19 protein-coding genes are annotated in these 23359 nt (G+C 68.6%); 16 read left to right on the plus strand and 3 right to left on the minus strand.

Translation table 11 applies throughout. The features are described from left to right. Positions 1-77: 77 nt before the first annotated feature. Genes GD1_RS12700 through GD1_RS12710 form a run of 3 tightly spaced genes read right to left on the minus strand, consistent with a single transcriptional unit; the run spans position 78 to position 8403 of the window. Positions 78-1091 (minus strand): ChuX/HutX family heme-like substrate-binding protein, encoded by a 1014-nt coding sequence (locus tag GD1_RS12700; protein ID WP_059037328.1) that lies wholly within the window; start codon positions 1089-1091, stop codon positions 78-80. A gap of 21 nt (positions 1092-1112) precedes the next feature. Next, a complete protein-coding gene (locus GD1_RS12705) occupies positions 1113-2990 on the minus strand; it encodes a sulfite reductase subunit alpha (RefSeq protein WP_059037329.1) in 1878 nt (625 codons plus the stop codon). A gap of 1 nt (position 2991) precedes the next feature. After that, complete coding sequence (locus GD1_RS12710; RefSeq protein ID WP_059037332.1) at positions 2992-8403, minus strand: glutamate synthase-related protein; 5412 nt, start codon at positions 8401-8403, stop codon at positions 2992-2994. A gap of 381 nt (positions 8404-8784) precedes the next feature. On the opposite strand from GD1_RS12710, the gene rpmE reads away from it, so the two are divergent. From rpmE to GD1_RS12790, 16 genes are all read left to right on the plus strand, one after another. After that, on the plus strand, positions 8785-9012 hold the full coding sequence (gene rpmE, locus GD1_RS12715) for a 50S ribosomal protein L31 (protein WP_020794625.1): 228 nt from the start codon (positions 8785-8787) through the stop codon (positions 9010-9012). Between the two features lie 86 nt (positions 9013-9098). Then, on the plus strand, positions 9099-10199 hold the full coding sequence (gene prfA, locus GD1_RS12720; protein ID WP_053778084.1) for a peptide chain release factor 1: 1101 nt from the start codon (positions 9099-9101) through the stop codon (positions 10197-10199). 38 nt (positions 10200-10237) lie between these two features. Then, positions 10238-11101 (plus strand): peptide chain release factor N(5)-glutamine methyltransferase, encoded by an 864-nt coding sequence (gene prmC, locus GD1_RS12725; RefSeq protein ID WP_059037348.1) that lies wholly within the window; start codon positions 10238-10240, stop codon positions 11099-11101. Between the two features lie 18 nt (positions 11102-11119). Then, positions 11120-11776 carry an L-threonylcarbamoyladenylate synthase gene (locus GD1_RS12730; RefSeq protein ID WP_059037333.1) on the plus strand — a complete coding sequence of 219 codons (657 nt, stop codon included), beginning with the start codon at positions 11120-11122 and terminating at the stop codon, positions 11774-11776. Then, positions 11773-12999, plus strand: coding sequence for a serine hydroxymethyltransferase (gene glyA / locus GD1_RS12735; RefSeq protein ID WP_059037335.1), 1227 nt, complete (start codon positions 11773-11775; stop codon positions 12997-12999). The genes GD1_RS12730 and glyA overlap by 4 nt, the downstream gene beginning before the upstream one ends. 9 nt (positions 13000-13008) lie before the next feature. Next, the gene (locus GD1_RS12740) at positions 13009-14199 is read left to right on the plus strand and encodes a glycosyltransferase family 4 protein (protein WP_053778088.1); all 1191 of its coding nucleotides are present in this window, start codon (positions 13009-13011) and stop codon (positions 14197-14199) included. A 424-nt stretch (positions 14200-14623) separates the two neighbouring features. Further along, positions 14624-15040 (plus strand): hypothetical protein, encoded by a 417-nt coding sequence (locus tag GD1_RS12745; RefSeq protein WP_059037337.1) that lies wholly within the window; start codon positions 14624-14626, stop codon positions 15038-15040. Then, entirely contained in the window at positions 15037-15810 is a 774-nt protein-coding gene (gene atpB / locus GD1_RS12750) for a F0F1 ATP synthase subunit A (protein WP_020791254.1), read from the plus strand. The genes GD1_RS12745 and atpB overlap by 4 nt, the downstream gene beginning before the upstream one ends. Before the next feature lie 115 nt (positions 15811-15925). Further along, positions 15926-16186, plus strand: coding sequence for a F0F1 ATP synthase subunit C (locus GD1_RS12755; protein WP_053778090.1), 261 nt, complete (start codon positions 15926-15928; stop codon positions 16184-16186). A 63-nt stretch (positions 16187-16249) separates the two neighbouring features. Next, entirely contained in the window at positions 16250-16756 is a 507-nt protein-coding gene (locus tag GD1_RS12760) for a F0F1 ATP synthase subunit B (protein WP_059037339.1), read from the plus strand. A gap of 2 nt (positions 16757-16758) precedes the next feature. Next, on the plus strand, positions 16759-18111 hold the full coding sequence (locus GD1_RS12765; protein ID WP_059037342.1) for a F0F1 ATP synthase subunit B/delta: 1353 nt from the start codon (positions 16759-16761) through the stop codon (positions 18109-18111). A 73-nt stretch (positions 18112-18184) separates the two neighbouring features. Further along, entirely contained in the window at positions 18185-19813 is a 1629-nt protein-coding gene (gene atpA, locus GD1_RS12770; protein WP_059037344.1) for a F0F1 ATP synthase subunit alpha, read from the plus strand. A 45-nt stretch (positions 19814-19858) separates the two neighbouring features. Further along, positions 19859-20797 (plus strand): F0F1 ATP synthase subunit gamma, encoded by a 939-nt coding sequence (locus GD1_RS12775; RefSeq protein WP_059037346.1) that lies wholly within the window; start codon positions 19859-19861, stop codon positions 20795-20797. Between the two features lie 104 nt (positions 20798-20901). Then, the gene (gene atpD, locus GD1_RS12780) at positions 20902-22350 is read left to right on the plus strand and encodes a F0F1 ATP synthase subunit beta (protein ID WP_020793331.1); all 1449 of its coding nucleotides are present in this window, start codon (positions 20902-20904) and stop codon (positions 22348-22350) included. A 9-nt stretch (positions 22351-22359) separates the two neighbouring features. Next, on the plus strand, positions 22360-22740 hold the full coding sequence (locus GD1_RS12785) for a F0F1 ATP synthase subunit epsilon (protein ID WP_020793328.1): 381 nt from the start codon (positions 22360-22362) through the stop codon (positions 22738-22740). 164 nt (positions 22741-22904) lie between these two features. Then, the gene (locus GD1_RS12790; RefSeq protein ID WP_020793329.1) at positions 22905-23351 is read left to right on the plus strand and encodes a DUF2550 domain-containing protein; all 447 of its coding nucleotides are present in this window, start codon (positions 22905-22907) and stop codon (positions 23349-23351) included. Positions 23352-23359: the final 8 nt, after the last annotated feature.

Below are 23359 nucleotides of genomic sequence, written 5' to 3' on the forward strand. Positions count from 1 at the left end.
TCCGAAGTGGTTTCGGCTCAACCATCCACTCGGCGTTGGTGATTGAGCCGAGACCGAGAATCGCGGCGAGTCGACGATCAGTGTACGAGGTCGGAGACCAGCTGCTGCCAGCCTTCGAACACCCCGGCGGCCACCGGACCGGTCTGGGTGGCGATCAGCGCGCAACGCCCGCGGCGGTCGTACAGCTCGATCGAACCGGTCGGACCCCAGACGCCGTCGGCGCGGGTCACCCAGCACTCGGCGAGCTGCGCGAAGTCGACCATCATCCGGGCACCACCCGATGCCAACACCATCTGCCCGCGGTGCTCGCGGGCGCCGTCGAGGTGATCGTGGTGCAGCTGGACGCAGCCGGGTCCGGTGGCGGCCAGCGTCATCGGCATCCCCAGCAGCGCGGCATGCTCGAGTGCGGCGATCACCCGCCGCGGTTCGACGAGCGCACAGCCCTGGTCGGTGAGACCGGGCAGACTCTCGCGTCGCGACACCCCGTGGTCGTCGAGGATCGAGTCGAACTGGGCGATCTGGTCGGTGGCCGGTGCCCCGGGATCGACCGATACATCGGTGTCGACAGACGTGCCGGAGTGTTCCTCCGGCACGGCCGGGGCGAGTCCCTCCGGGGTGGCCAGAGCGATCGACTCGAAGGCGAGCCGGTCACTGCGCTCGGTGAGATAGGTGGCGTGGGCGGTGTTGCCCTCGGAGTCGAACCACCGCAGCGTCGGCGGCAGATGTGCGGCCGGCTCGGTGATCAGCACCGTGCCGAGCCGGGCGGGATTGATCCGCAACGAGATCCGCGACGGCCCGCAGCGCAGGGGCCCACCCGGCAGCTCGGGGGCGTGATGCATCCCGACCGCGTTCATCACGACCGGCCCGGCCACCGTCACCCCGACGACCTGATCGAGGTGGGGTAGGGCGGCAACGGCCGCCTGTACCCCGCCGTCGATCACCGTGCCGGCGAACCCCGGCGTGTCCAGCAACGCCTGGAGGTCGCTGCCGGCCCGACATCGGCACCCGAAATGGCGCCCGCACGGGCGCGACGCGGCGGCATCGGGCCCCACAGCAGGGGAGTCGGTCGGGTCATCGGGGGTTGCGGGCATGGTCTCCTTTCGCCCGAGGCGTCAGTAGACGTCGCGGAGGTAGCGCTTGTCCTTCTTCAACTGGTTCAGGTGATCGCGGGCGCCGTCCTCGTCGAACCCGCCGTGCTCGGCGATGATGCCGACCAGGGCGGCGTCGACGTCGCGGGCCATCCGGGTGGCGTCGCCGCAGATGTAGACGTGGGCGCCGTCGGCCAGCCAGGCGTACAGCTCGGCACCCCGCTCACGCATCCGGTCCTGCACGTACACCTTGTGTGCCTGATCGCGCGAGAACGCCAGATCGAGCCGGGTCAGGACGCCGTCGGCGACGAACTGGTCGATCTCGTCGGAGTAGATGTGGTCGCAGTGCTGGTGCTGGTCACCGAAGAACAGCCAGTTCTCGCCGGTGGCGCCACGCGCCTGCCGCTCGTGCAGGAAGGCGCGGAACGGGGCGATGCCGGTACCGGGGCCCACCATGATGATCTTCGCATCGTCGGCGGGCAGCCGGAACGACTTGTTGGGGGTGATGAACACGTCGACGAGCTCCCCCTCGGCACGGCGATCGGCGAGATAGGTCGAGCACACCCCACCCCGGGTGCGCTCCCCGGAGCGATAGCGCACCGTGGCCATCGTGATGTGCACCGTGCCGGTGTGGGCCCGCGGGCTCGACGAGATGGAGTACACCCGGTGCTGGAGCGGACGGAGCTCGGCGATCAGTTCCTCGGGCGTGACGCTCAGGGCGGGATCGACGTTGAGCAGATCGAGTACGTCCTTACCCCACAGCCAGGCGTCGAGCGCCTCCTTGTCGCCGGTGGAGGTCAGGTGCACCAGCTCCGGATCCTGCGTACGCGACGCGATGTAGTCCACCAGGTACTTCGACGGCGTGGCGATCTCCACATGCCGCGACAGGGACTCCCGCAGCGTGCGGGTGGACTTGCGGTCGGTGATCGGCTCGTCGCCGGTGGCACCGAGCCGCTCGAGCACCAGGTCCACCAGGGCCGGATCGTTCACCGGGGTGACACTGATCCCGTCACCGGGCTCGTAGTCGATTCCGCTGTCACCCAGCGAGATCACCAGATGCCGTACCTCTTTGTCCGATTCCGGACCCGACAACACCGAGTTGGCGACGATCGTGGCCGGGTAGGGGTTCTTACGGCCCCAGCGGGGCGCGCGTTGCGGCTTGTCGGCCGGCGTCGGTGCGGCCGCCAGAGCGGTGGTGGCCGGGGCGGTGGTGTCGATGGTGCTGGTCATACGAGAACTCTCGGGGCTGTCGGCGGCAGGGTCGGCCGGGACATCGGCAAGGTTCTCGTCGATGCCGGCGAGTGCGATGATCGCACGTCCGATCCAGTCCGCCGACGGGCCCTCGTAGTCGACGTCGCAGTCGACACGATCGAGCACCCGTGTGCCGCCCAGCTCGCCGAGGCGGACGTCGATGTTCTTGCCGGCCTGGCAGAAGCCGTCGTAGACCGAGTCACCGAGCGCCAGCACCCCGAAGTACAGCCCGTCCAGGCGAGGTGCGCCCGGACCGGCGAGTGCCTGCCAGAACATCTCGGCATTGTCGGGCATCTCGCCCTCGCCGTAGGTCGAGGTGATCACCAGCAGGCGCCGGACCGCCGAGAGCGCACCGAGATCGAGGTCTTCGAGGGCACACACCTGCGGGACGAAACCCTGGGTGCGGGCACGGTCGGCGACCTGCTCGGCGAGGTACTCGGCGGTGCCGGTCTGGCTGCCGTAGGCGATCTGGCAGGCGATCCCGGGGGGTGCCGCCGCGCCCGGGCCGCTCAGCGGTGCGACCCCGGCCAGCGGCGACCCGGCGGCCAGCGGCATGTTGATGCGGGTGTTGAGCCCGGCGAGGAAGCCGGCGAGCCACGCCTTCTGGTCACCGGTGAACGGGACGTCGGTGGGGATATAGGGCAACTGCATGTCAGGAGACCTCCGGGAGGGCGGCGGCGGTGGCCGCAGCACGAGAGTCGGGGGCGGGGACACCGGGGATACCGGCGGCGGCGGTGCGCGCGAGAGCTTCGGCGACGTCGGGGATGGCCCGTGCGGCGAACAACTGGACGAACGACGGCAGTTCGCCGAGGACCTCCCGGTTGTGGCGGTCCTGGTGCAGAATCCAGCCGTAGGTACCGGGGGCGTCCATCGACCGCACGTTCCGGCGGGCGAGGGCCTCCTTGTAGTCGGCCACCCGCTTCGCCGACATCAGCGCCGCGATCCGGTCGTCGTCGCGGTCGGCGAGGATGTCGCGGGCATAGCGCGCGACCCGGTTGACCAGGTCGGAGTCCTCGGTGAGCACCAGGTTGCGCGCCGCGCGGGCCACACTCTCCGCCGACGGCGCACCCGCGGGACCCGCGCCGCGTCCGGCCCGACCACGGCGCAGCCGTGCCTCGGCGACCTCACGGGCGAGCTCGAACACGGTGAACGCACCCAGCAGGCGGTACATGTCGGCGTCGTCGGTGTGACCGAAGGCCGGCACCACACCGCCGGCCACCGGGCGACCCGCCCGCAGATCCGCCTTCAGGCTGCGGACCTGATCGACGGCCATCGCGGTGGACAACTCCTCGACCAGGGCACGCCGGCCGAACCGTGCGAGCAGCGTCGGTGCGTCCTGATGGGCCACCAGGGCCCGCGGCATGGCATAGGAGACGTAGTGCCGCTCGGTCTCCCAGTTCTCCAGCAGTCGTGTCGCCAGCGCCGAACCCGTTGCGTCGGCATGCATCTGGAGCAGGGTGTGGGCGGCGTGATGATGCAGCGGGGCGAGCGGGTCGTCGACGCCGGTGATCGCACCGACGATCACCGAATCGGTGCTGATCCGCTCGGCGAGCTCACAGGCCGGGTCGTACTGGTAGAGGAATCCGCCACTCATCCCGTTGCCCAGACCGTTACCGTAGCCGCCGAGATTGAACACCGCCCCGTTGGTCATGTACTCGCAGCCGAACTCGCCGAGACCCTCGACCACCGCGGTGGCACCCGAGTTGCGCACGGCGAACCGGTCGCCGGCCTCGCCCTCGACGAACAGCCGGCCACCGGTCGCGCCGAACAGGGCGAAGTTGCCGATCAGCACGTTGCCGCCGACCGACGCCGCGCCGCCACCCGGCGAGTGCACCACGACGGTGCCGCCGGACATCGACTTGCCGACACCGTCGTTGCAGGTTCCGTTGTGCTCCAGTCGCATTCCGTCGTTGCAGAATGCGGCATAGGACAGTCCGGCCGATCCGGAGGTGGGCACCACCACGGTGTCGTCGTCGAGGTACCGCCGGCCCCGGTCGTCGGTGCACACCGCGGCGAGCGCACCGGCGGCCGGCGCGTCGAGGATGTGGTTGAGGTGGCGTTCGATGTCCACCGCGAGCTGGGCGCCGACACCGCGGTTGCGGTTGCCCAGCCACACCCCGGCGGTGGTGATGGTGGTCTGGCCCGCCTCGAGTCCGGCGAGGACCTGCCGGCCGAGCTCGTCGTCCACGGCGTAGTCGCTGTCGAGGTAGACCGGGTCGTCGATCTCGCGGTCGGCGGCCCGGGCCAGCAGCGCATCGGTGCGCAGGGTGGCGACCAGCGCGGGATGGTCGACCGCGGTGAGCAGGTCGGTGCGCCCGCGGGCCGCACGCAGGTCGGGCAGCCCCAGGCCGGCGAGGATCTCGCGGACCTCGTGGGCGACGTTCAGCAGGTACTGGGCCATCGCGCGCGGGTCGCCGTCGAACACCTCGGGATCGGTGGTGAGACCCGCCGGGCACTTGATGTTGCAGTTCTTGGCCATCACGCAGCCGATCATCATCAGTGCGGCGGTGCCGAACTCGAAGCTGTCGGCGCCGAGCATGGCCGAGATCACCACGTCGCGGCCGGTCTGGTGGGCGCCGGAGGTCCGCAGGGTGACCTTCTGGCGCAACCCCTGTGCCGAGAGTGCCTGATGCACCTCGGCGAGACCGATCTCGGCGGCCCGACCGGCATAACGCAGGCTACTCACCGATGCGGCACCGGTGCCGCCGGTGTTGCCGGCCACGTTGATCACGTCGGCACCGGCCTTGGCGACGCCGACGGCGATGGTGCCGATGCCCTCGGAGCTGACCAGTTTGACGATCACCCGGACCCGGGCGGCCTTGCAGTCGTGGATGAGCTGCGCGAGGTCTTCGATCGAGTAGGTGTCGTGATGCGGTGGGGGAGAGACGAGTTCGACTCCGGGCGTACCGCCGCGGGCGGCGGCGATCTCCACCGTCACCTTGGGCGCCGGAAGCTGGCCGCCCTCACCGGGTTTGGCGCCCTGGCCGATCTTGATCTCGAGTTCGGTGAGCATCGGGTCGGCCAGATAGCCCGCCCAGATGCCGAACCGGCCGGATGCGAACTGCTTGATCCGCGAGGCGCGCAGGGTGCCGTAGCGGGAGATGTGCTCGCCGCCCTCACCGCAGTTGGACAGCCCGCCGACCATGTTGGTGCCGTGGGCGACGGCCTCGTGCGCCGGTGCCACCAGCGCGCCGTGGCTCATCGCACCCGAGGCGAAGGTCGCGGTGATCTGGTGTGCCGGTTGCACATCGGCGAGAGCGATCGGTGCGGTGGCGGCACCCGGGGCGAGGACGTCGCGCAGTGCGCTCGGCCGGCGTTCCCGGGTGCGGCCCAGATCGTCGATGAACGCCCGGTAGGCGTCGGTGACGGTGAACGCGTCGATCTCGTCGGGGGTCAGTGCCGCGAAGCTGCTGTCGGCGTACACGTCGGCGTCGAGCCCGAAGGCCGACTCCAGGGTGCCGAGGGTGAACAGCCGCAGCGACTCGCCGATGCTCTCGCGCTCGGCGGTGGCCGAGTACTCGCGGCCGGCGGCGAACTGGATCTTCTCCCCGGTCAGGCCCGCGTAGCCGCGGACGGCGGCGGTGCCGAACGAATGGCCGGCGCCGTCGGCGCGCTCCTTGAACAGACCGAGCAGCGGCAGGTCGGTGTCGGCGGCCAGGGGAGTGGCGATCGCCGCCCGATGCGCGGCCGCGGTGACCTCCACGATCGGTCCCAGGCCGACGCCGCCGACCGGTGCGGTCAGATCACCGAACCACCGGGACAGATCGGGATCGGCGGTGTCGAGGAACGCCGGCTCGAAGAACTCGCCGCCGATGTAGCTCTCCACCGTGCACAGCCCGACCCGGCCCATCGTCTTCATCAGCGACTTCTCCGCCGCCTGACGCCAGTGCGCGAAACCGGTTGCGGTGTCGTCGTCTCCGCGTGCCAGCAGGGCGGCGCGGCGGGTGATGCTGTGCGGGTGCACCGCGGCGGCACCGAATCCGAGGACGGCGGCGAGGTGGTGACTCGACTCGATCTGCCCGCTGTCGGCGACCACGGAGACCCGCAGCCGCATACCGGCGGTGATCAGCAGCCGGTTGACCGCGGAGACGAGGAAGATCATCGGCAGTGCGGCGCGGTCGGGGCCGATCCCGCGGTCGGAGAGCACCGCGATCCCGCCGCGGGCCTCGGCGAAGGCGACCACGGCGGCGGCCACCCCGTCGACCGCCGACACCAGCGCTGCCCGGGTGACGGCCGGATCGGACTCGTCCGGACCGATCGGATACGTGGCGTCGAAGACCTCGATGGGTGATTCGCCCTGTGCGAGAAGGAGTTCCAGCTCGCCGGCGGTGAGGATCGGTGTGCTCAGCACGATCTGGCGGCCCTTCGACGGGTCGGGATCGTGGTGCACATCCGGCCGGGCGCCGAGCGCGACCCGCAGGGTCATGCCGTCGGCCTCGCGGATGCTGTCCAGCGGCGGGTTGGTGACCTGGGCGAATCGCTGTGAGAAGAACCGCGACACATTGGATTCGACGTTGGTCAGCGCGTTGATCGCATTACCGAAGCCCATCGCCGACACCCGCTCGGCGCCGTCGGTGATCATCGGGTCGGCGAAGTACCGGAACGACTCCTGGTCGAGGTGATAGGCGCGGAACCGCTGGTGATCGGTGAGCTCGCCGGGAGCCGGGTCGGCGACGGTGGCATCGACGTCGGTGTCGGTGCCTGCCGTGCCGGCAGCCGGCGTGGCCTCTGCGGCCGTGGCGGCCCGCAACTCGTCGAGGTCGATCTTGGCCGCGCGCAGCAGCGCGGGGTAATCCCTTGCGGCGGCGAGCTTCTCGTAGGCATCGGCGGTGGTGTACACGCGATGCTCGCGGTGGTCGTAGAAGATCATCCCACCCGCCGACACGCGGCCGCGGGCGATCACGGTGTCCGGGTCGAAGGTGACTTGCCCGGCCTCGGAGCAGACGCACAGATAGTCGGCGGTCTCGACGGTGCGCAGCGGGCGCAGGCCGAGCCGGTCGAGGCGGGCGCCGATCACGGTGCCGTCACCGAACACCACGGCGGCCGGGCCGTCGTTCTTCTCCTCGTAGAGCGAGAAGTACTCGAACATCGCGCGGACCCGGTCCGACAGGGTCGGGTCGTTCTCCCATGCCGGCGGCATCATCGAGACGATCGCGGTCACCAGATCCACCTGGTCGTTGATCACGCGGGCGGCCACGGTCTGGTCGAGGCGGCTGGAGTCGGACTGGCCGGGCGGGCGCACGATGGTGCGCTTGCGCGCCGCGGCCGCGGTGACCTGGGCGATCCGGTTCTTCTTGTCGGTGTTGAGCTCACCGTTGTGGGCGAGGAAGCGGAACGGCTGCGCCATCGTCGGATGCGGATCGGTGTTGGTGGAGAACCGCGTGTGGAAGAACAGGGTGTGCACCCGGTGATCCGGATCCGCGAGATCGGTGAAGTAGTCGATCACCTCCGGCGACGACAACCGGCCCTTGAGCACCTGGGTACGCGCCGACAGCGACAGCGGGTACAGGCCGGCGAGTTCTGCCGTCGAGTAGCCGACGGCCTCGATGTGCAGCAGCGCCTGCTGGACCAGCCGGTCGAGATCGGCGGGACCCGGGCACGGCTCCGGTGCCGCGAAGATCCACTGCGTGATCGGCAGCTGGAAGGCCACCGCGGCCGGACGTAACACGCTGTTGTCCACCGGCACCTCGCGGACGCGCAGCACCGTGAAGCCGCGGTCGGCCATGGTCCGCTCGATCAGGCGGGTGGCCCTCGCGGCGGCCGCGGACTCGGTGGGCAGGAAGAAGTTGCCCACGCAGAACTGTCCGAGGCGCAGGTCGGGGCGTCCGGTCAGCTTGCGGAAGAACCGCTGGGACAGATCGATCGAGATGCCGCCACCGTCGCCGACACCGAGTGCGGAGAAACCTCCGCGATGGGGGACCGAACACAGGGCCTCGCGGGCCTTGTCGATCACGCTGTGTTTCTGGACCCCGTCCTTGCGGGTGATGAAACCCACCCCGCAACTGCTGTGTTCGTCGCTCGGATCCCACAGTCCTTGCTGCGGGGCTTGCGGCTGCGCCTGCATGCGTCCCCTCTCGTGCCGGTCCTCGGTGGACCCGGATGGTCACGGTGGCCGCTGCGACGCTGAAGCGAACCTGGGTCACTATAACTTAGCCAAGGCTTACCAAGGTGAGGGTGTCCTCATCGGGGTGCCGTCGCAGGTGGGAGGGCCGGGAGCGGCCGCAGCGAGGCGGTCGGCGGCCGGTGGGGCGCGCGGGGTCGCGGGCCGGGAATGAACGGGCCCGGCGGCGGTGTTGAGGGGGGTACCGAGCCGGTCATGCACCACGGCACCGCGGATTTCCGCGGGCATCCGTGTGCGTGGCATACTGGTCGGTCGAGTCCGGTTCCGGTTCACACCGACGATCCGCGTCGGTGACCCGGCGACCATGAGAAAGGGACACCAGGAATGAAGCAGGGAATTCACCCCGACTACCACCCGACCACCGTCGTGTGCGGTTGTGGCAACACCTTCGAGACCCGCAGCACCGCGGCCAACGGCCGTATCACCGTGGAAGTCTGCTCGCAGTGCCACCCGTTCTACACGGGCAAGCAGAAGATCCTCGACACCGGCGGCCGCGTCGCCCGCTTCGAGGCTCGCTACGGCAAGCGCAAGAAGGCCGACACCGCCAAGTAGGTCTGACGACGACGCCCGCCCGGTTTCTGTTCAACCGGTCGGGCGTCGTTTGTTTTTTCTCCACCAGACCCGACGGACGGACCCGAGTGAACCAACCAGCACGCACCGGCACCGCCGGTGCCACCAGCACCGCCATCGACGACATCCTGGCCGAGCACGCCGGGCTCGAGACGCAGCTCGCCGACCCGTCGTTGCACGACGACCCGGCGATGGCCCGACGTGTAGGCAAGCGTTTCGCCGAACTGGCCCCGATCATGGCGACCCACGCCCGGCTGCAGGCCGCGCGCGACGACCTCGCCGCCGCCCGTGAACTCGCCGCCGACGACGCGGCGTTCGCCGAGGAGATCCCCGGCCTCGAGGAGACCGTCGAGGAACTCGACGCCACCCTGACCGATCTGCTCGCCCCGCGCGACGCCCACGACGGCGACGACGTGGTGCTCGAGATCAAGTCCGGTGCCGGTGGCGAGGAGTCGGCGCTGTTCGCCGCAGATCTCGCCCGCATGTACCTCAAGTACTGCGAACGTCACGGCTGGAAGGCGCAGATCCTCGGCGTCACCGAATCCGATCTCGGCGGGTACAAGGACGCGACGCTGTCGATCAAGTCCCGCGAGACCGTCCGCGACGGCGTGTGGTCGCGCCTGAAGTTCGAGGGTGGGGTGCATCGCGTGCAGCGCGTGCCGGTCACCGAGTCCCAGGGGCGGATCCACACCTCGGCGGCCGGCGTGCTGATCTACCCCGAACCCGAAGAGGTCGAGGAGGTCCAGATCGACGAGTCGGACCTGCGGATCGACGTCTACCGGTCGTCGGGCAAGGGCGGTCAGGGCGTCAACACCACCGACTCCGCGGTCCGCATCACCCACCTGCCCACCGGCATCGTGGTGACCTGCCAGAACGAGCGGTCCCAGCTGCAGAACAAGGCCCGTGCCATGCAGGTGCTCGGCGCCCGGCTGCAGGCCGCCGCCGAGGAGGAGGCCGAGGCGACCGCCGCCGAGGGCCGTGCCGCGCAGATCCGCACCGTCGATCGCTCCGAGCGCATCCGGACCTACAACTTCCCGGAGAACCGGATAACCGACCATCGCATCGGGTACAAGGCAAACAACCTCGACGCCGTCCTCAACGGTGAGATGGACGCCCTGCTCGACGCCCTCGTCGCCGCCGACCGTCAGGCCCGGCTCGAGGCCCAGTGAATCCCGGCACGGGCGACGCCGGCCGGCAGCCGGTCCGGATGGCGCTCGCCGAGGCCACCGGGGTCCTGGCCGCCGCCGGGGTCGACTCGCCGCGTGCCGACGCCGAATGGCTGCTGGTCCACGTGCTCGGCACCGACCGGGGCAGGCTGCTCGTCGCCGACGATCTCGACCACGAAGCGCGGGCACGCTTCGCCGGCCTGATCGCCCTTCGCGCACAACGCATTCCGATGCAGCACCTGGTCGGGACCGCGGCGTTCGGGCCGGTGGTACTGCACGTCGGGCCGGGGGTGTTCGTCCCGCGTCCGGAGACCGAACTGCTCTACGCCTGGGCGCACCAGCTCGCCGAGCGTGAACTGGCAGGTGCCGCAGCCCAGTTCACCGTCGTCGATCTGTGCAGTGGGAGCGGTGCGCTCGCCATCGCCCTGGCGGCGACGCTGCCCGGGGCGCGGGTCCACGCCGTCGAGAAGTCACCCGAGGCCACGACCTGGCTGCAGCGCAACGTCGACGGGCTCGCCGCCGACGTCGCCGCCCGCGTCGTGGTGCACACCGGTGATGTGACCGATGCCGGTGCCGTGGCCGCGATGGTCGGTGCCCCGGCCGACCTGGTGGTCAGCAATCCGCCGTATGTGCCGAGCACCACGCCGGTGCCCGCCGAGGTGCACGCCGATCCCGCGATGGCGGTGTTCGGCGGCGAGGACGGGATGGACGTGATCACGCCGATGGCGGCCACGATCGCCGCGATCCTGCGGCCTGGCGGTTGCGTCGGCATCGAACACGACGACACCACCGGCGACGCCGTCACCGGTCTGCTGCGCGGCACCGGAGACTTCGACGAGGTCACGTCGCACACCGACCTCACCGGGCGTCCCCGGTTCGTCACCGCCCGTCGGCGCGGACGGTGAGCGTGCAAGGATGAATCGGTGAGCTCAGTATTCGACTGCACCGATCCCGACCAGCGCGCCACGGGCATCCGGGCGGCGGTCGGCGCCGCGAAATCCGGCCGGCTGATCGTGATGCCCACCGACACCCTCTACGGAATCGGTTGTGATGCTTTCGATCCCGAGGCCGTCTCCGCATTGCTCGCGGCGAAGGGCCGTGGTCGTGACATGCCCGTGCCCGTGCTCGTCGGGTCGTGGCACACCGTCGACGGACTGATCCTGGGGGTCAGTTCGCAGACCCGGGCACTGGTCGAGGCGTTCTGGCCCGGCGGACTGAGCATCGTCGTCGAGCAGGCCCCGTCACTGGCGTGGGACCTCGGTGACACCGACGGCACCGTGATGCTGCGGATGCCGCTGCACCCGGTCGCGATCGAGGTGCTGCGCGAGGTGGGGCCGATGGCCGTCTCCAGTGCCAACGTCTCCGGCCGCCCCCCGGCCACCATCGCCGACGAGGCACGCGAGCAGCTCGGCGACGAGGTCGCGGTGTACCTCGACGGCGGCGTCGCACCCAAGGCGCAGGCCTCCACCATCGTCGACCTGACCGGTCGCACACCCCGCATCCTGCGGGAGGGCGCGGTCTCCACCGAGGACGTCGCGGAGGTCCTCGGCGTCGAGCCGGCGAGCCTGCTGGCCCGATGACCGCAGACGCCCAGGCCGAACTGGGTCGGATCGATCCCGAGCTGCGCGCGCTGGTCGACCGGGAATCGACGCGGCGGGCCCGGTCCCTGCAGCTGGTGGCGGGGGAGACCATCGCGCTCCCCGCGGTCCGCGAGATCCTCGCCTCACCCCTCGGTGACACCTATGCCGAGGGCTATCCGGGTGCCCGCTTCCACGGCGGCTGTGAGGTGGTCGACGAGATCGAGGATCTCGCCGTCTCCCGCGCCGCCGAACTCTTCGGGGCCGAATACGTCAACGTCCAGCCGCTGTCGGGGAGCGTCGCCGCGTCGGCGGTCTACGCCGCATTCGCCCAGCCCGGCGACCCGGTGCTGTCGCTGCGTCTGGACCACGGCGGTCATCAGACGCACGGTTCCCGCGCCAACTTCTCCGGCCGCTGGTTCGCCCCGATCCGGTATTCGGTCGGCGCCGACGACGAACTCGTCGACTACGACCAGATCCGCGAACTCGCCCTGCTGCACCGCCCACGGCTGCTCGTCGTCGGTTCACCGGCGTACTCGCGGCTGTTCGACTACCCGCTGCTGCGTCAGATCGCCGACGAGGCCGAGTGCATCCTGTGGGTCGACGCCGCACACCTGGCCGGGCTGGTCGCCGGGGGAGTGGCGCCGTCACCGGTGCCCTACGCCGACGTCGTCACCCTGGTGACCCACAAGGTGCTGCGCGGCCCGCGGTCGGGGGTCGTCCTCGGCGCCGGGCGGCACGGCGCCACCCTGCGCAAGGCGGTGTTCCCGTTCACCCAGGGTGCCGCACCGATGGACGTCGTCGCCGCCAAGGCCGCGACCTTCGCCCATGCCGCGACCCCCGGATTCGCCGAGCATGTCCACACCGTCGTGGACACCGCGCGCGCACTCGCCGCCGCCCTCACCGACCGGGGCCTGCGGATCGTCTCCGGTGGCACCGACACCCATCTCGCCGTGGTGGACGTCAGTCCGCTCGGCCTGAGTGGGGTGCAGGCGCAGCGCCGCCTGCAGGGCGCGGGCATCGTCGTGGACAAGACGGTGTTGCCGTTCGACACCCGACCGGTCGCCGAGGGGTCGGCGATCCGGATCGGCACCCCGATCCTCGCGCTGTCGGGGGGCGGGCCGGAGACCGCGGTCACCGTCGCGGAGTGGATGGTGACGGCCCTCACCGACACCGCGCAACACACCCGGATCCGTGCCGAGATCGCCGAGATGCTCGGCGGGTAGCCTGATCGGGTGCCAGATCCGTCCGCTCTTGTGCTCGCCGCTCCCGCGACGGGTGGAGCCGGTGTGCCGTTTCGCGAATTGCTGCTGGTCGGGCTGTCGGCGGCGGCGATCACCTACCTGCTGACCTCGCTGGTCCGGGTGGCCGCGATCCGGATGGGGGCGGTGGCCGTACCCCGCGCGCGCGACGTGCACGTCATCCCCACCCCGCGCCTGGGCGGACTGGGAATGTTCGCCGGGATGGTCGCGGCCATCGCACTCGCCGCCAATCTGCCCGCACTCAACCGCGGCTTCGCCTACACCAACGACCTGACCGCGGTGATCGCCGCGGGCACGGTCATCGTGATCGTCGGTGCGATCGACGACCGGTGGGGCCTGGACGCGCTGACCAAGTTCGTCGGGCAGGTCACCGCCGCCTGCGTCATGGTGATCATGGGGATCAGCTGGATCCAGATCCCGGTTCCCTTCGGCGACATCGGCACGGTGGTCCTCGATCCGCTCCAATCGGGGCTGCTGACCGTGGTCATCACGGTCGCCACGATCAATGCGGTGAACTTCATCGACGGACTCGACGGCCTCGCCGCCGGACTGGGTCTGATCTCGGCGTCGGCCATCTGCCTGTTCTCGTTGGGGCTGTTGCGTGACCAGGGCGGGGATGTCAGCTATTACCCGCCGGCACTGATCGCGGTGGTACTCGCCGGCGCCTGTCTGGGATTCCTGCCCCACAACTTCTCGCCCGCCCGAATCTTCATGGGCGACTCCGGGGCGATGTTGATCGGTCTGATGCTGGCCGCGGCGTCGACCAGCGCATCCGGCCGCATCGCGGTGTACGGCTACGGCTCGGCCGACATCGTCACGTTGCTGTCCCCGCTGATCCTGGTCGCCGCGGTGGTGTTCATCCCGATGCTGGACATGCTGATGGCGATCGTGCGGCGTACCCGCGCCGGTGTCGGCTTCTACACCCCGGACAAGATGCACCTGCACCATCGGCTCCTCCAACTGGGCCATTCGCAACGTCGGGTCGCGCTGATCATCTATCTCTGGGTGGCCGTGCTGGCGTTCTCGGTGGCCGCGTCGACGGTGTTCCCGGTGACGGTGGTGGCACCGGCCTTCGCCGGGGGACTGGTGGTGGCGATGCTGGTGACCATCGCGCCCAGGCTCTCGCGCCGTCTGGCCTCGGCGCGGTCGGCTCACGGCAGCTGACCAGGCCCGGGGGCCGGCCAACCGGGTCGTGCGTCCGCCCGGTGTGCTGCCGTCTGGTGAGAAAAGTCCCTTGCGGGGCTATGGCATGTCCGTTCCGTGCAGTAGGCTCTGCACCCGTCGGGGCAGGTGAGAACCTGAACCCGGGGGTAGGTAAGCCAACGGTAAAGGCCATGTACTATGGCCCGTAGTAGTTCGGCGGGCCCCGGTGCCCGCCGACATCGCGGAGGCCGACAACGCCTCCGTAGGACCCGAACCCGACGATGTGCCCACCCCCTGGTGGAAAACGCCCAAGGTCTTGGTAGGGTCACTGCGAACGCAAAGCGTACGCTCGGGTGGCTCACGGCCGCCTGTGGTACGCCGGTTGCCCCGTGCCCGTCGGATGGTCCATCCGTGCAAGCACAAGTAGGAGAGATGAGGAGAGGCAATGGCGACATCCGCCCCTGACTCCGCTCCCGTTTATTACCCGGCGGCACCCACCAGTTTGGTGCGGCCGGGCATCATCTCGGCGGCATTCACCCTGATCGCGGCCGGTGTCGCGATCTACCTCGGACACCCTGTTTTCGCAGTGTTCTTCGCGGTGGGCGTCGTCGCCGTCCTCGTCAACGCCAAGATGGTCACCCTTGCGGTGGCCCGGGTGGCGGCCGAGGAAGATCCCCGTAAGAAACTGCTCGCCGTCAATTCGGCGCTCCGGCTCGGTGTGATCACCGTGCTGGCGCTGGCGGCGGCCTTCCTGGTCCGGCCCGACGGGTTGGGCGTGATGTTCGGACTCGCCGTCGGCCAGGTCGTCCTGGTACTCAACACGGTGATTCCGGTGATGAAAGGACTTCGTAAGCAGATATGAGCGCACCGTCTTACGGCTCGGGCACCCTCTACCTTGCCGAGTCCAAGATCGAGGTGGGGCACCACCGGCAGGCCGAGTGGCTGGGGCTCACCTGGAACATCGACACGATCATCTCCACCCTGATCGCCGCCGCCGTCGTGATCGCCCTCGCGCTGGTCGTCCGGTACAAGGTCACCTCGGGTAAGCCCAACGCGGTCCAGATGTACTTCGAGGTGCTGACCGTCCAGATGCGTCAGCAGATCCAGAGCTCGATCGGCATGAAGGTCGCCGGGTTCGTCCTGCCGCTGGCGGTCACCCTGTTCACCTTCATCCTGGCCGCCAACTGGCTGGGTGTGATCCCGTGGCAGTACGGCAAGTCCGACGGCAGCACCACCGAGGTCCTGATGACGCCCTCGAGCGACGTCAACTTCGCCTACGCGCTGGCCCTGTTCGTCTTCGTCTGGTACCACTTCGCCGGTGCCCGTCGCCGCGGTCCGATCAAGCACCTCGTGATGCTGGTCAAGGGTCACGCAGCCGGACTCGCACCGATCAACATCATCGAAGAGATCGCCAAGCCCGTCTCGCTCTCCCTCCGACTCTTCGGCAACATGTTCGCCGGTGGAACCATGCTCGCGGTCATCGCGCTGTTCCCGGCCTACATCCTGTGGGCGCCCAACGCCCTGTGGAAGTCCTTCGACCTCTTCGTCGGCCTGATCCAGGCCTTCATCTTCGCCCTGCTGACGATCCTGTACTTCAGCCAGAGCATGGAACTCGAAGAGGATCACCACTAGAGGTCCACGACCTGAGTCAGACCACCCGTAGTACGACCCTGGTCGGCGGCGCCGACCGGACCCACAGACCTGGCAGTCTCACGGCTGCCAGTACCACCCGAAAGGAAAGATCTCAATGGATCCGAATCTGGTTAGCATGGGCGCGTTGATCGGCGGCGGCCTCATCATGGGCGGCGGCGCGATCGGTGCCGGTATCGGTGACGGTATCGCCGGTTCCCAGCTCATCGCCGGCATCGCCCGGCAGCCGGAGGCCCAGGGCCGACTGTTCACCCCGTTCTTCATCACCGTCGGTCTGGTCGAGGCCGCGTACTTCATCAACCTCGCCTTCATGGCGCTGTTCGTCTTCGCCAACCCGGCCCAGACCTACGGCGGCTGATAGCCGGCGTCACGCCAGTCCACCTCTCACGTTCGTTATCCCGATAGGGGACCACCCATCATGATGAGTCTCGCCTCAGAAGAAGCCGGGGGGACGTCAAACTTCCTCATCCCCAATGGCACGTTTTTCGCGTGCCTGCTGATCTTCATCGTCGTGCTGGTCGTTATCCGCACTCTCGTCGTCCCACCGATTCTCAAGGTGCTCGACGAGCGTGAGGAACGCGTCGCACAGACGGTCAAGGACAACAAGGCCGCTGCGGCGAGCTTCGAGGATGCCGACCGTGAGTACACGGCGCGTCTCCGCGACGCCCGTGGGGACGCCACCGGAATCCGTGACGAGGCGCGGGCGAAGGGCAACGAGCAGTTGTCCTCCGCCAAGCACAAGGCCACCGAGGAGGCCGACGCCGCACTCGCCAAGATCACGGCTGATCTGAAGGTGGAGGCGGACAACGCGGTCACGACCGCCAAGCAGGACGTGAGCCGGCTGTCGGCGACGCTGGCCGGCCGCGTCCTGGGTACCGATGTCGCCGCAGCCACCGCTGGGGCCGAGCAGACAGAGACGGTGAAGTAAGCGTGGACATTTTCATCGGACAGCTCGTCGGGTTCCTGGTCCTGGTCTTCCTGTTCATCAAGTACGTGCTGCCGCCGCTGCGCAAGGCAGTGGCCAAGCAGCAGGACGCGATCGGGCAGCAGATCACCGAGAGTGACGACGCCAAGAATCGTGCCGCCGAGGCACAGGTGGCCCACGAGAAGGCGATCGAGCGCGCCGAGAACGAGGCCAAGGAACTGCACGAGGGAGCCCTCTCCGACGCCAAGTCGATCGAGGACGACCTGAAGAAGGCAGCCGACAGCGAGGTCAAGCGGATCAGCGAGCACGGCAAGGCACAGGCCGAGCTCAGCCGCACCAGCCTCATCCGTCAGCTGCGTACCGATCTCGGTCTGACCGCTGTCGACGGGGCCGGCGAGCTGGTGCGCAAGCATCTGGCCGTGCCGAGCAACCAGGCCGCGACCATCGACCGGGTGATCGACGAGCTCGAGGGCATGTCCTCGGGTTCGCAGCCGGAGACCGGTATCCCGTCGAACGCAGAGCTGATCGGTCTGCACTCGCTGCACGCCACCAGCCGTGAGGCTGCGCGGGCCATCGCCACCGAATTCGACTCGGCGGCAGCCGATCTCGATTCGTCGGCACTGACCGCGGCGTCGGTGGAGCTCTCCGAGGTGATCCGGTTCCTGGTCAAGAACCCGGTGCTGCGCAAGAAGATCACCGAGGACGAGGACAACGCTGCGGGCAAGCGGCAGCTGGTGCACTCGCTCTTCGACGGCAAGGTCGCCCCGATCGTCGTCGACCTCGTCGCCACCGGTGCCGTCCAGCGCTGGTCGCAGAGCAACGACCTGCTGGTCGCCCTGCGTCGGCAGAACGCCCTGGTGGTGCTCGCAGCCGCCGAGCGTGACGGAACCATCGAGCAGACCGAGGACGAGCTGTTCCGCGTCGGTCGACTGCTCGACGGCAACCCCGAACTGGCCTCGCTGCTGTCGGACTTCGCACGTCCCGCCGACAAGCGCAACGACCTGCTGCGCTCGCTCGTCGGCAACCAGGTCGGTGAGCACACCTGGTACCTGCTCTCGCACACCATCAATGCGCTGCACGGGCAGCCGGCCGAGGTCGCCGTGGCGCACCTGGCCGAACTGGCCGCAGCCCGCCGTGGCGAGACCGTGGCCCACGTGATCTCCGCCGTTGCGCTTACCGACGCCCAGGTCACCCGCCTGTCGACGGTGCTCGCGAACATCTACCACCGCAAGATCTCGGTCCAGACCGAGGTCGATGAGTCGATCATCGGCGGCCTGCGCATCGGCGTCGGCGACGAGGTGATCGAGGCCGACATCGCCACACGTCTGGCGAAGGCGGCCGAGACACTGCCCCGTTGACGCCGCGCCCGGCGTTCGACGACCCGAACACCCCACGTACCACTCACGGACTGAGCAAGAAAGACGAGAACCCATGGCGGAGTTGACGATCTCAGCAGACGAGATTAAGGGAGCGATCGAGCAGTACGTCTCGTCGTTCGAAGCCGAAGCCACGCGTGACGAGGTCGGCATCATCACCGATACCGCGGACGGCATCGCGCATGTCAGCGGCCTGCCGAGCGCGATGGCAAACGAGCTGCTGCAGTTCCCGGGCGGCGTGCTCGGCGTGGCGCTGAACCTCGACGAGGACGAGATCGGTGCCGTCATCCTCGGTGACTACGAGACCCTGGAAGAGGGCCAGCAGGTCAGCCGTACCGGCGACGTGCTCTCGGTCCCGGTCGGTGACAAGTTCCTGGGTCGCGTCGTCGACCCGCTGGGCAAGCCGATCGACGGACTCGGCGACATCGAGGCCGAGGCACAGCGCGTCCTCGAACTGCAGGCCGCTTCCGTGCTCGAGCGTCAGCCCGTCGAGGAGTCCCTCGCCACCGGCATCAAGGCCATCGACGCCATGACCGCCATCGGCCGCGGACAGCGCCAGCTGGTGATCGGCGACCGCAAGACCGGCAAGACCGCGGTCTGCATCGACGCCATCCTGAACCAGAAGGCCAACTGGGAGTCCGGCGACCCGACCAAGCAGGTGCGCTGCATCTACGTCGCGGTCGGCCAGAAGGGCTCGACCATCGCGGGCGTCAAGACCGCCCTCGAAGAGGCCGGCGCGATGGAGTACACCACCATCGTCGCGGCTCCCGCCTCCGACTCCGCCGGATTCAAGTGGCTGGCCCCCTACACCGGTTCGGCCATCGGCCAGCACTGGATGTACGACGGCAAGCACGTCCTCATCGTGTTCGACGACCTGACCAAGCAGGCCGAGGCCTACCGCGCCATCTCGCTGCTGCTGCGTCGCCCGCCGGGCCGCGAGGCATACCCCGGTGACGTCTTCTACTTGCACTCCCGTCTGCTGGAGCGTTGTGCGAAGCTGTCCGACGCCATGGGTGGCGGCTCGATGACCGGTCTGCCGATCATCGAGACCAAGGCCAACGACGTCTCGGCGTTCATCCCGACCAACGTCATCTCGATCACCGACGGCCAGGTCTTCCTCGAGTCCGACCTGTTCAACAAGGGCGTCCGCCCGGCGATCAACGTCGGTACCTCGGTGTCCCGCGTCGGTGGTGCCGCACAGACCAAGGGCCTCAAGAAGGTGTCCGGCTCGCTGCGTCTGGAGCTGGCCCAGTTCCGTGAGCTCGAGGCCTTCTCCGCCTTCGCCTCCGACCTCGACGACGCCTCGAAGGCGCAGCTCGAGCGCGGTGCTCGGTGGGTCGAGATGCTCAAGCAGGATCAGTACAGCCCGTACTCGGTCGAGGACGAGATCGTCTCGATCTACCTGTGCGGTGAGGGTCACTACGACTCCGTGCCCGTCGACGACGTGCGGAACTTCGAGACCCAGCTGCTGAGTCATCTGCACCACAACGCGACCGGTGTCTACGACTCCATCGCCGGTGGCCAGGTGCTCTCCGGGGATCAGGCCGAGGCCCTCGTCGCCGAGACCAACAAGTTCAAGTTCTCCTACCTCACCCATGACGGCAAGCGTGTCGTCAACGAGGCCGAGGCCAAGGCGATGGACTCCGAGGACGTCGAGCACGAGTCGATCAAGATCCGCAAGTGATCGAAGCGACCATCGACATCTCAGGCAAGGAAGGGGTGAGGGCTCATGGCCAGCATTCGTGAGCTGCGCTCACGCATCCGGTCGGTCCAGTCGACCAAGAAGATCACCAAGGCGCAGGAACTGATCGCGACCTCCCGGATCACCAAGGCCCAGGCCAGGGTGGCGGCTGCGAAGCCGTACTCGGAGGAGATGACCAAGGTCCTGTCCGAGCTGGCCAGCGCTGCGGGATCGCTCGATCACCCGCTGCTGGTGGAGCGTGAGCAGGCCAAGCGTGCCGGAATCCTGGTGATCACCAGCGACCGCGGCATGTGTGGCGGCTACAACACGAACGTCCTGCGGGCGACGCGCGAACTCATCGCGTTGCTGCGGGAAGAGGGCAAGGAGCCCGTGCTGTTCGTCATGGGGCAGAAGGGCGTCGGCTACTTCAGCTTCCGCGGCATGGACGTCGCCGACTCCTGGACCGGGTTCTCCCAGGCCCCCGAGTTCGTCGACGCGGCGGGTGCGACCGATTTCTTGGTCAACCTGTTCGTCGCCGGCTCGGATGAGTCGGTCGATCGGCCGGACGGTGAGGGCGCGCTGGCGGGTCTCGACGAGCTGCACCTGGTGTACACCCGGTTCGTCTCGATGCTGACCCAGGAGCCAGAGGTCCGTCGGATGGCCCCGCTGGTGGTCACCGAGGACGAGGTGGACGTCTCCGACGCGGAGACCGTGCCGAGCGAGGTTCGCAACTACTCCTTCGAGCCCGGTGCCGAGGCACTGCTCGAGGCGCTGCTGCCGAAGTACATCGCCACCCGCGTCTACGCGGCCCTCCTGGATTCGTCCGCATCGGAGTCGGCCGCACGCCGTACTGCGATGAAGGCCGCCACCGACAACGCCGAGGAACTGTCCAAGACGTTGTCCCGCGAGGCAAACCAGCTGCGCCAGGCTCAGATCACGCAGGAGATCAGCGAGATCGTCGGCGGGTCCAGCGCACTGGCCAACTAGCCGGAGAAAGCGGGCGGCGCGTCCGTTCCATCAACCGGGCCCGCCCGCTTCGCTCCCGGCGCCCGCACAGAAACTTCGATCGAAGAGGAAGTGACCCAACCACCATGACCGCAGCAGTAGAAACCCCATCCGCGAAGTCGGCGGGGTCGACCGAGGGCCGGATCGTCCGGATCATCGGCCCCGTGGTCGACGTCGAGTTCCCCCGTGGCTCGATCCCCGACCTGTTCAACGCCCTGCATGCGGAGGTCTCCCTCCCGTCGGTGGCCAAGACCCTGACGCTCGAGGTCGCACAGCACCTCGGCGACAACCTGGTCCGCACCATCTCGATGCAGCCGACCGACGGCCTGGTCCGCGGCGCTGCCGTGTCGGACACCGGCTACCCGATCCGCGTGCCGGTCGGCGACGTCGTCAAGGGCCACGTGTTCAACGCCCTCGGTGACTGCCTCGACAGCCCGGGCCTGGGTCGCGACGGCGAGCAGTGGGGCATCCACCGCAAGCCCCCGGCCTTCGACGAGCTCGAGGGCAAGACCGAGATCCTCGAGACCGGCATCAAGGTCATCGACCTGCTGACCCCGTACGTCAAGGGCGGCAAGATCGGTCTGTTCGGTGGTGCCGGTGTCGGCAAGACCGTTCTGATCCAGGAGATGATCACCCGTATCGCCCGCGAGTTCTCCGGAACCTCGGTGTTCGCCGGCGTCGGTGAGCGCACCCGTGAGGGCACCGACCTCCACCTCGAGATGGAGGAGATGGGCGTTCTCCAGGACACCGCCTTGGTGTTCGGTCAGATGGATGAGCCGCCGGGCACGCGTATGCGCGTGGCGCTGTCGGCGCTGACGATGGCGGAGTACTTCCGCGACGTCAAGCACCAGGACGTGCTGCTGTTCATCGACAACATCTTCCGGTTCACCCAGGCCGGTTCGGAGGTCTCGACCCTGCTCGGTCGTATGCCTTCGGCCGTGGGCTACCAGCCGACGCTGGCCGACGAGATGGGTGAGCTCCAGGAGCGCATCACCTCGACCAAGGGCCGTTCGATCACCTCGCTGCAGGCGATCTACGTCCCCGCCGACGACTACACCGACCCGGCGCCGGCCACCACCTTCGCGCACCTCGATGCGACCACCGAGCTCTCGCGTCCGATCTCGCAGCTGGGTATCTACCCGGCCGTGGACCCGCTGACCTCGACCTCGCGCATCCTGGAGGCCTCGATCGTCGGTGACGAGCACTTCCGCGTCGCCAACGAGGTCAAGCGCATCCTGCAGAAGTACAAGGAACTGCAGGACATCATCGCCATCCTCGGTATGGACGAGCTGTCCGAAGAGGACAAGGTCACCGTTCAGCGTGCCCGTCGTATCCAGAAGTTCCTGGGCCAGAACTTCCTGGTCGCCGAGAAGTTCACCGGTGAGAAGGGCTCGGTCGTTCCGCTGGCCGACACCATCGAGGCGTTCGACCGCGTCTGCAAGGGCGAGTTCGACCACCTGCCGGAGCAGGCGTTCAACAGCTGCGGTGGGCTCGACGACGTGGAGGCCGCCGCTGCCAAGATCGCCGGAAAGTAGCAGGCGACAATGGCTGACAAGTCCTACCACGTCGAGGTCGTCGCGGCCGACACGGAGCTGTACTCCGGTGAGGCGACCTTCCTGATCGCCCAGACCACCGTCGGTGAACTCGGCATCCTGGCCGGACACGAGCCGTTGCTCGGTCAGCTGGTGCCCGGTGGCTTCGTGGTGATCGTCGAGACCAGCGGCGAGCGCAAGGCCGCCGCGATCGAAGGCGGTTTCCTCTCGGTCACCGGCGAATCGGTCACCATCCTGGCCGATTCGGCCGAGTGGGCCGATGATGTCGACGTTGCAGCGGAGAAGGCCGCCCTCGAGGCCGCCGAACCGGGCAGCGAGGCCTACAACCATGCACATGCACGGTTGACCGCCGCCGAACATCTGGTGAAGTAGCTCACTCCGACACTTCGGAGTTCAGCGAGGCCAGTCACCCCAGACCGGGGTGGCTGGCCTCGCTGCTTTGCGGGGTGGCATGCTTGGAACACGTCTCCCTCGACCCAGCCCCGCGTCACTGCCCGACGCGATCGCCGAGGCGGAGACCGAGGAGGTGCACTCGGGTGTCTGTACTCGTCGTGGTGCTCAGCGTATTGCTGGTGTTGGTCCTGGCCTTGTGCTGTCTGTTGGCGTTCCGCGTGGCGCAGTTGCGTCGCGGTGGGACGCCTGTTCTGTTGCGGGTGCTACCCGCCGATGTGGACGAGGGATGGCGGCACGGGACCGTGCACTACACCGACGAGGCCCTGCGCTACTACCGCCTCTCGTCCCTGCGGCCCGGCCCGTCGCGCACCCTGGTCCGACGTCGTCTCGACATCAGTGGCCGGCGCCGCCCGGTCGGCACCGAGCGCGACATCCTCGAGGGCATGGTCATCCTCGAGGTGCATCAGTCCGCGTCTTCCGGAGACGATCGGACCTACGAGATCGCCTTCGATCCGGGCGGCGTCACCGCCTTCCAGTCCTGGGTCGAATCACGCCGCTCCCTGCGGTCGCAGAACCGCCGCTCTGCTTGAACGTTGCA

Source organism: Gordonia desulfuricans NBRC 100010 (assembly GCF_001485495.1).
Taxonomy (GTDB): Bacteria; Actinomycetota; Actinomycetes; order Mycobacteriales; family Mycobacteriaceae; genus Gordonia; species Gordonia desulfuricans.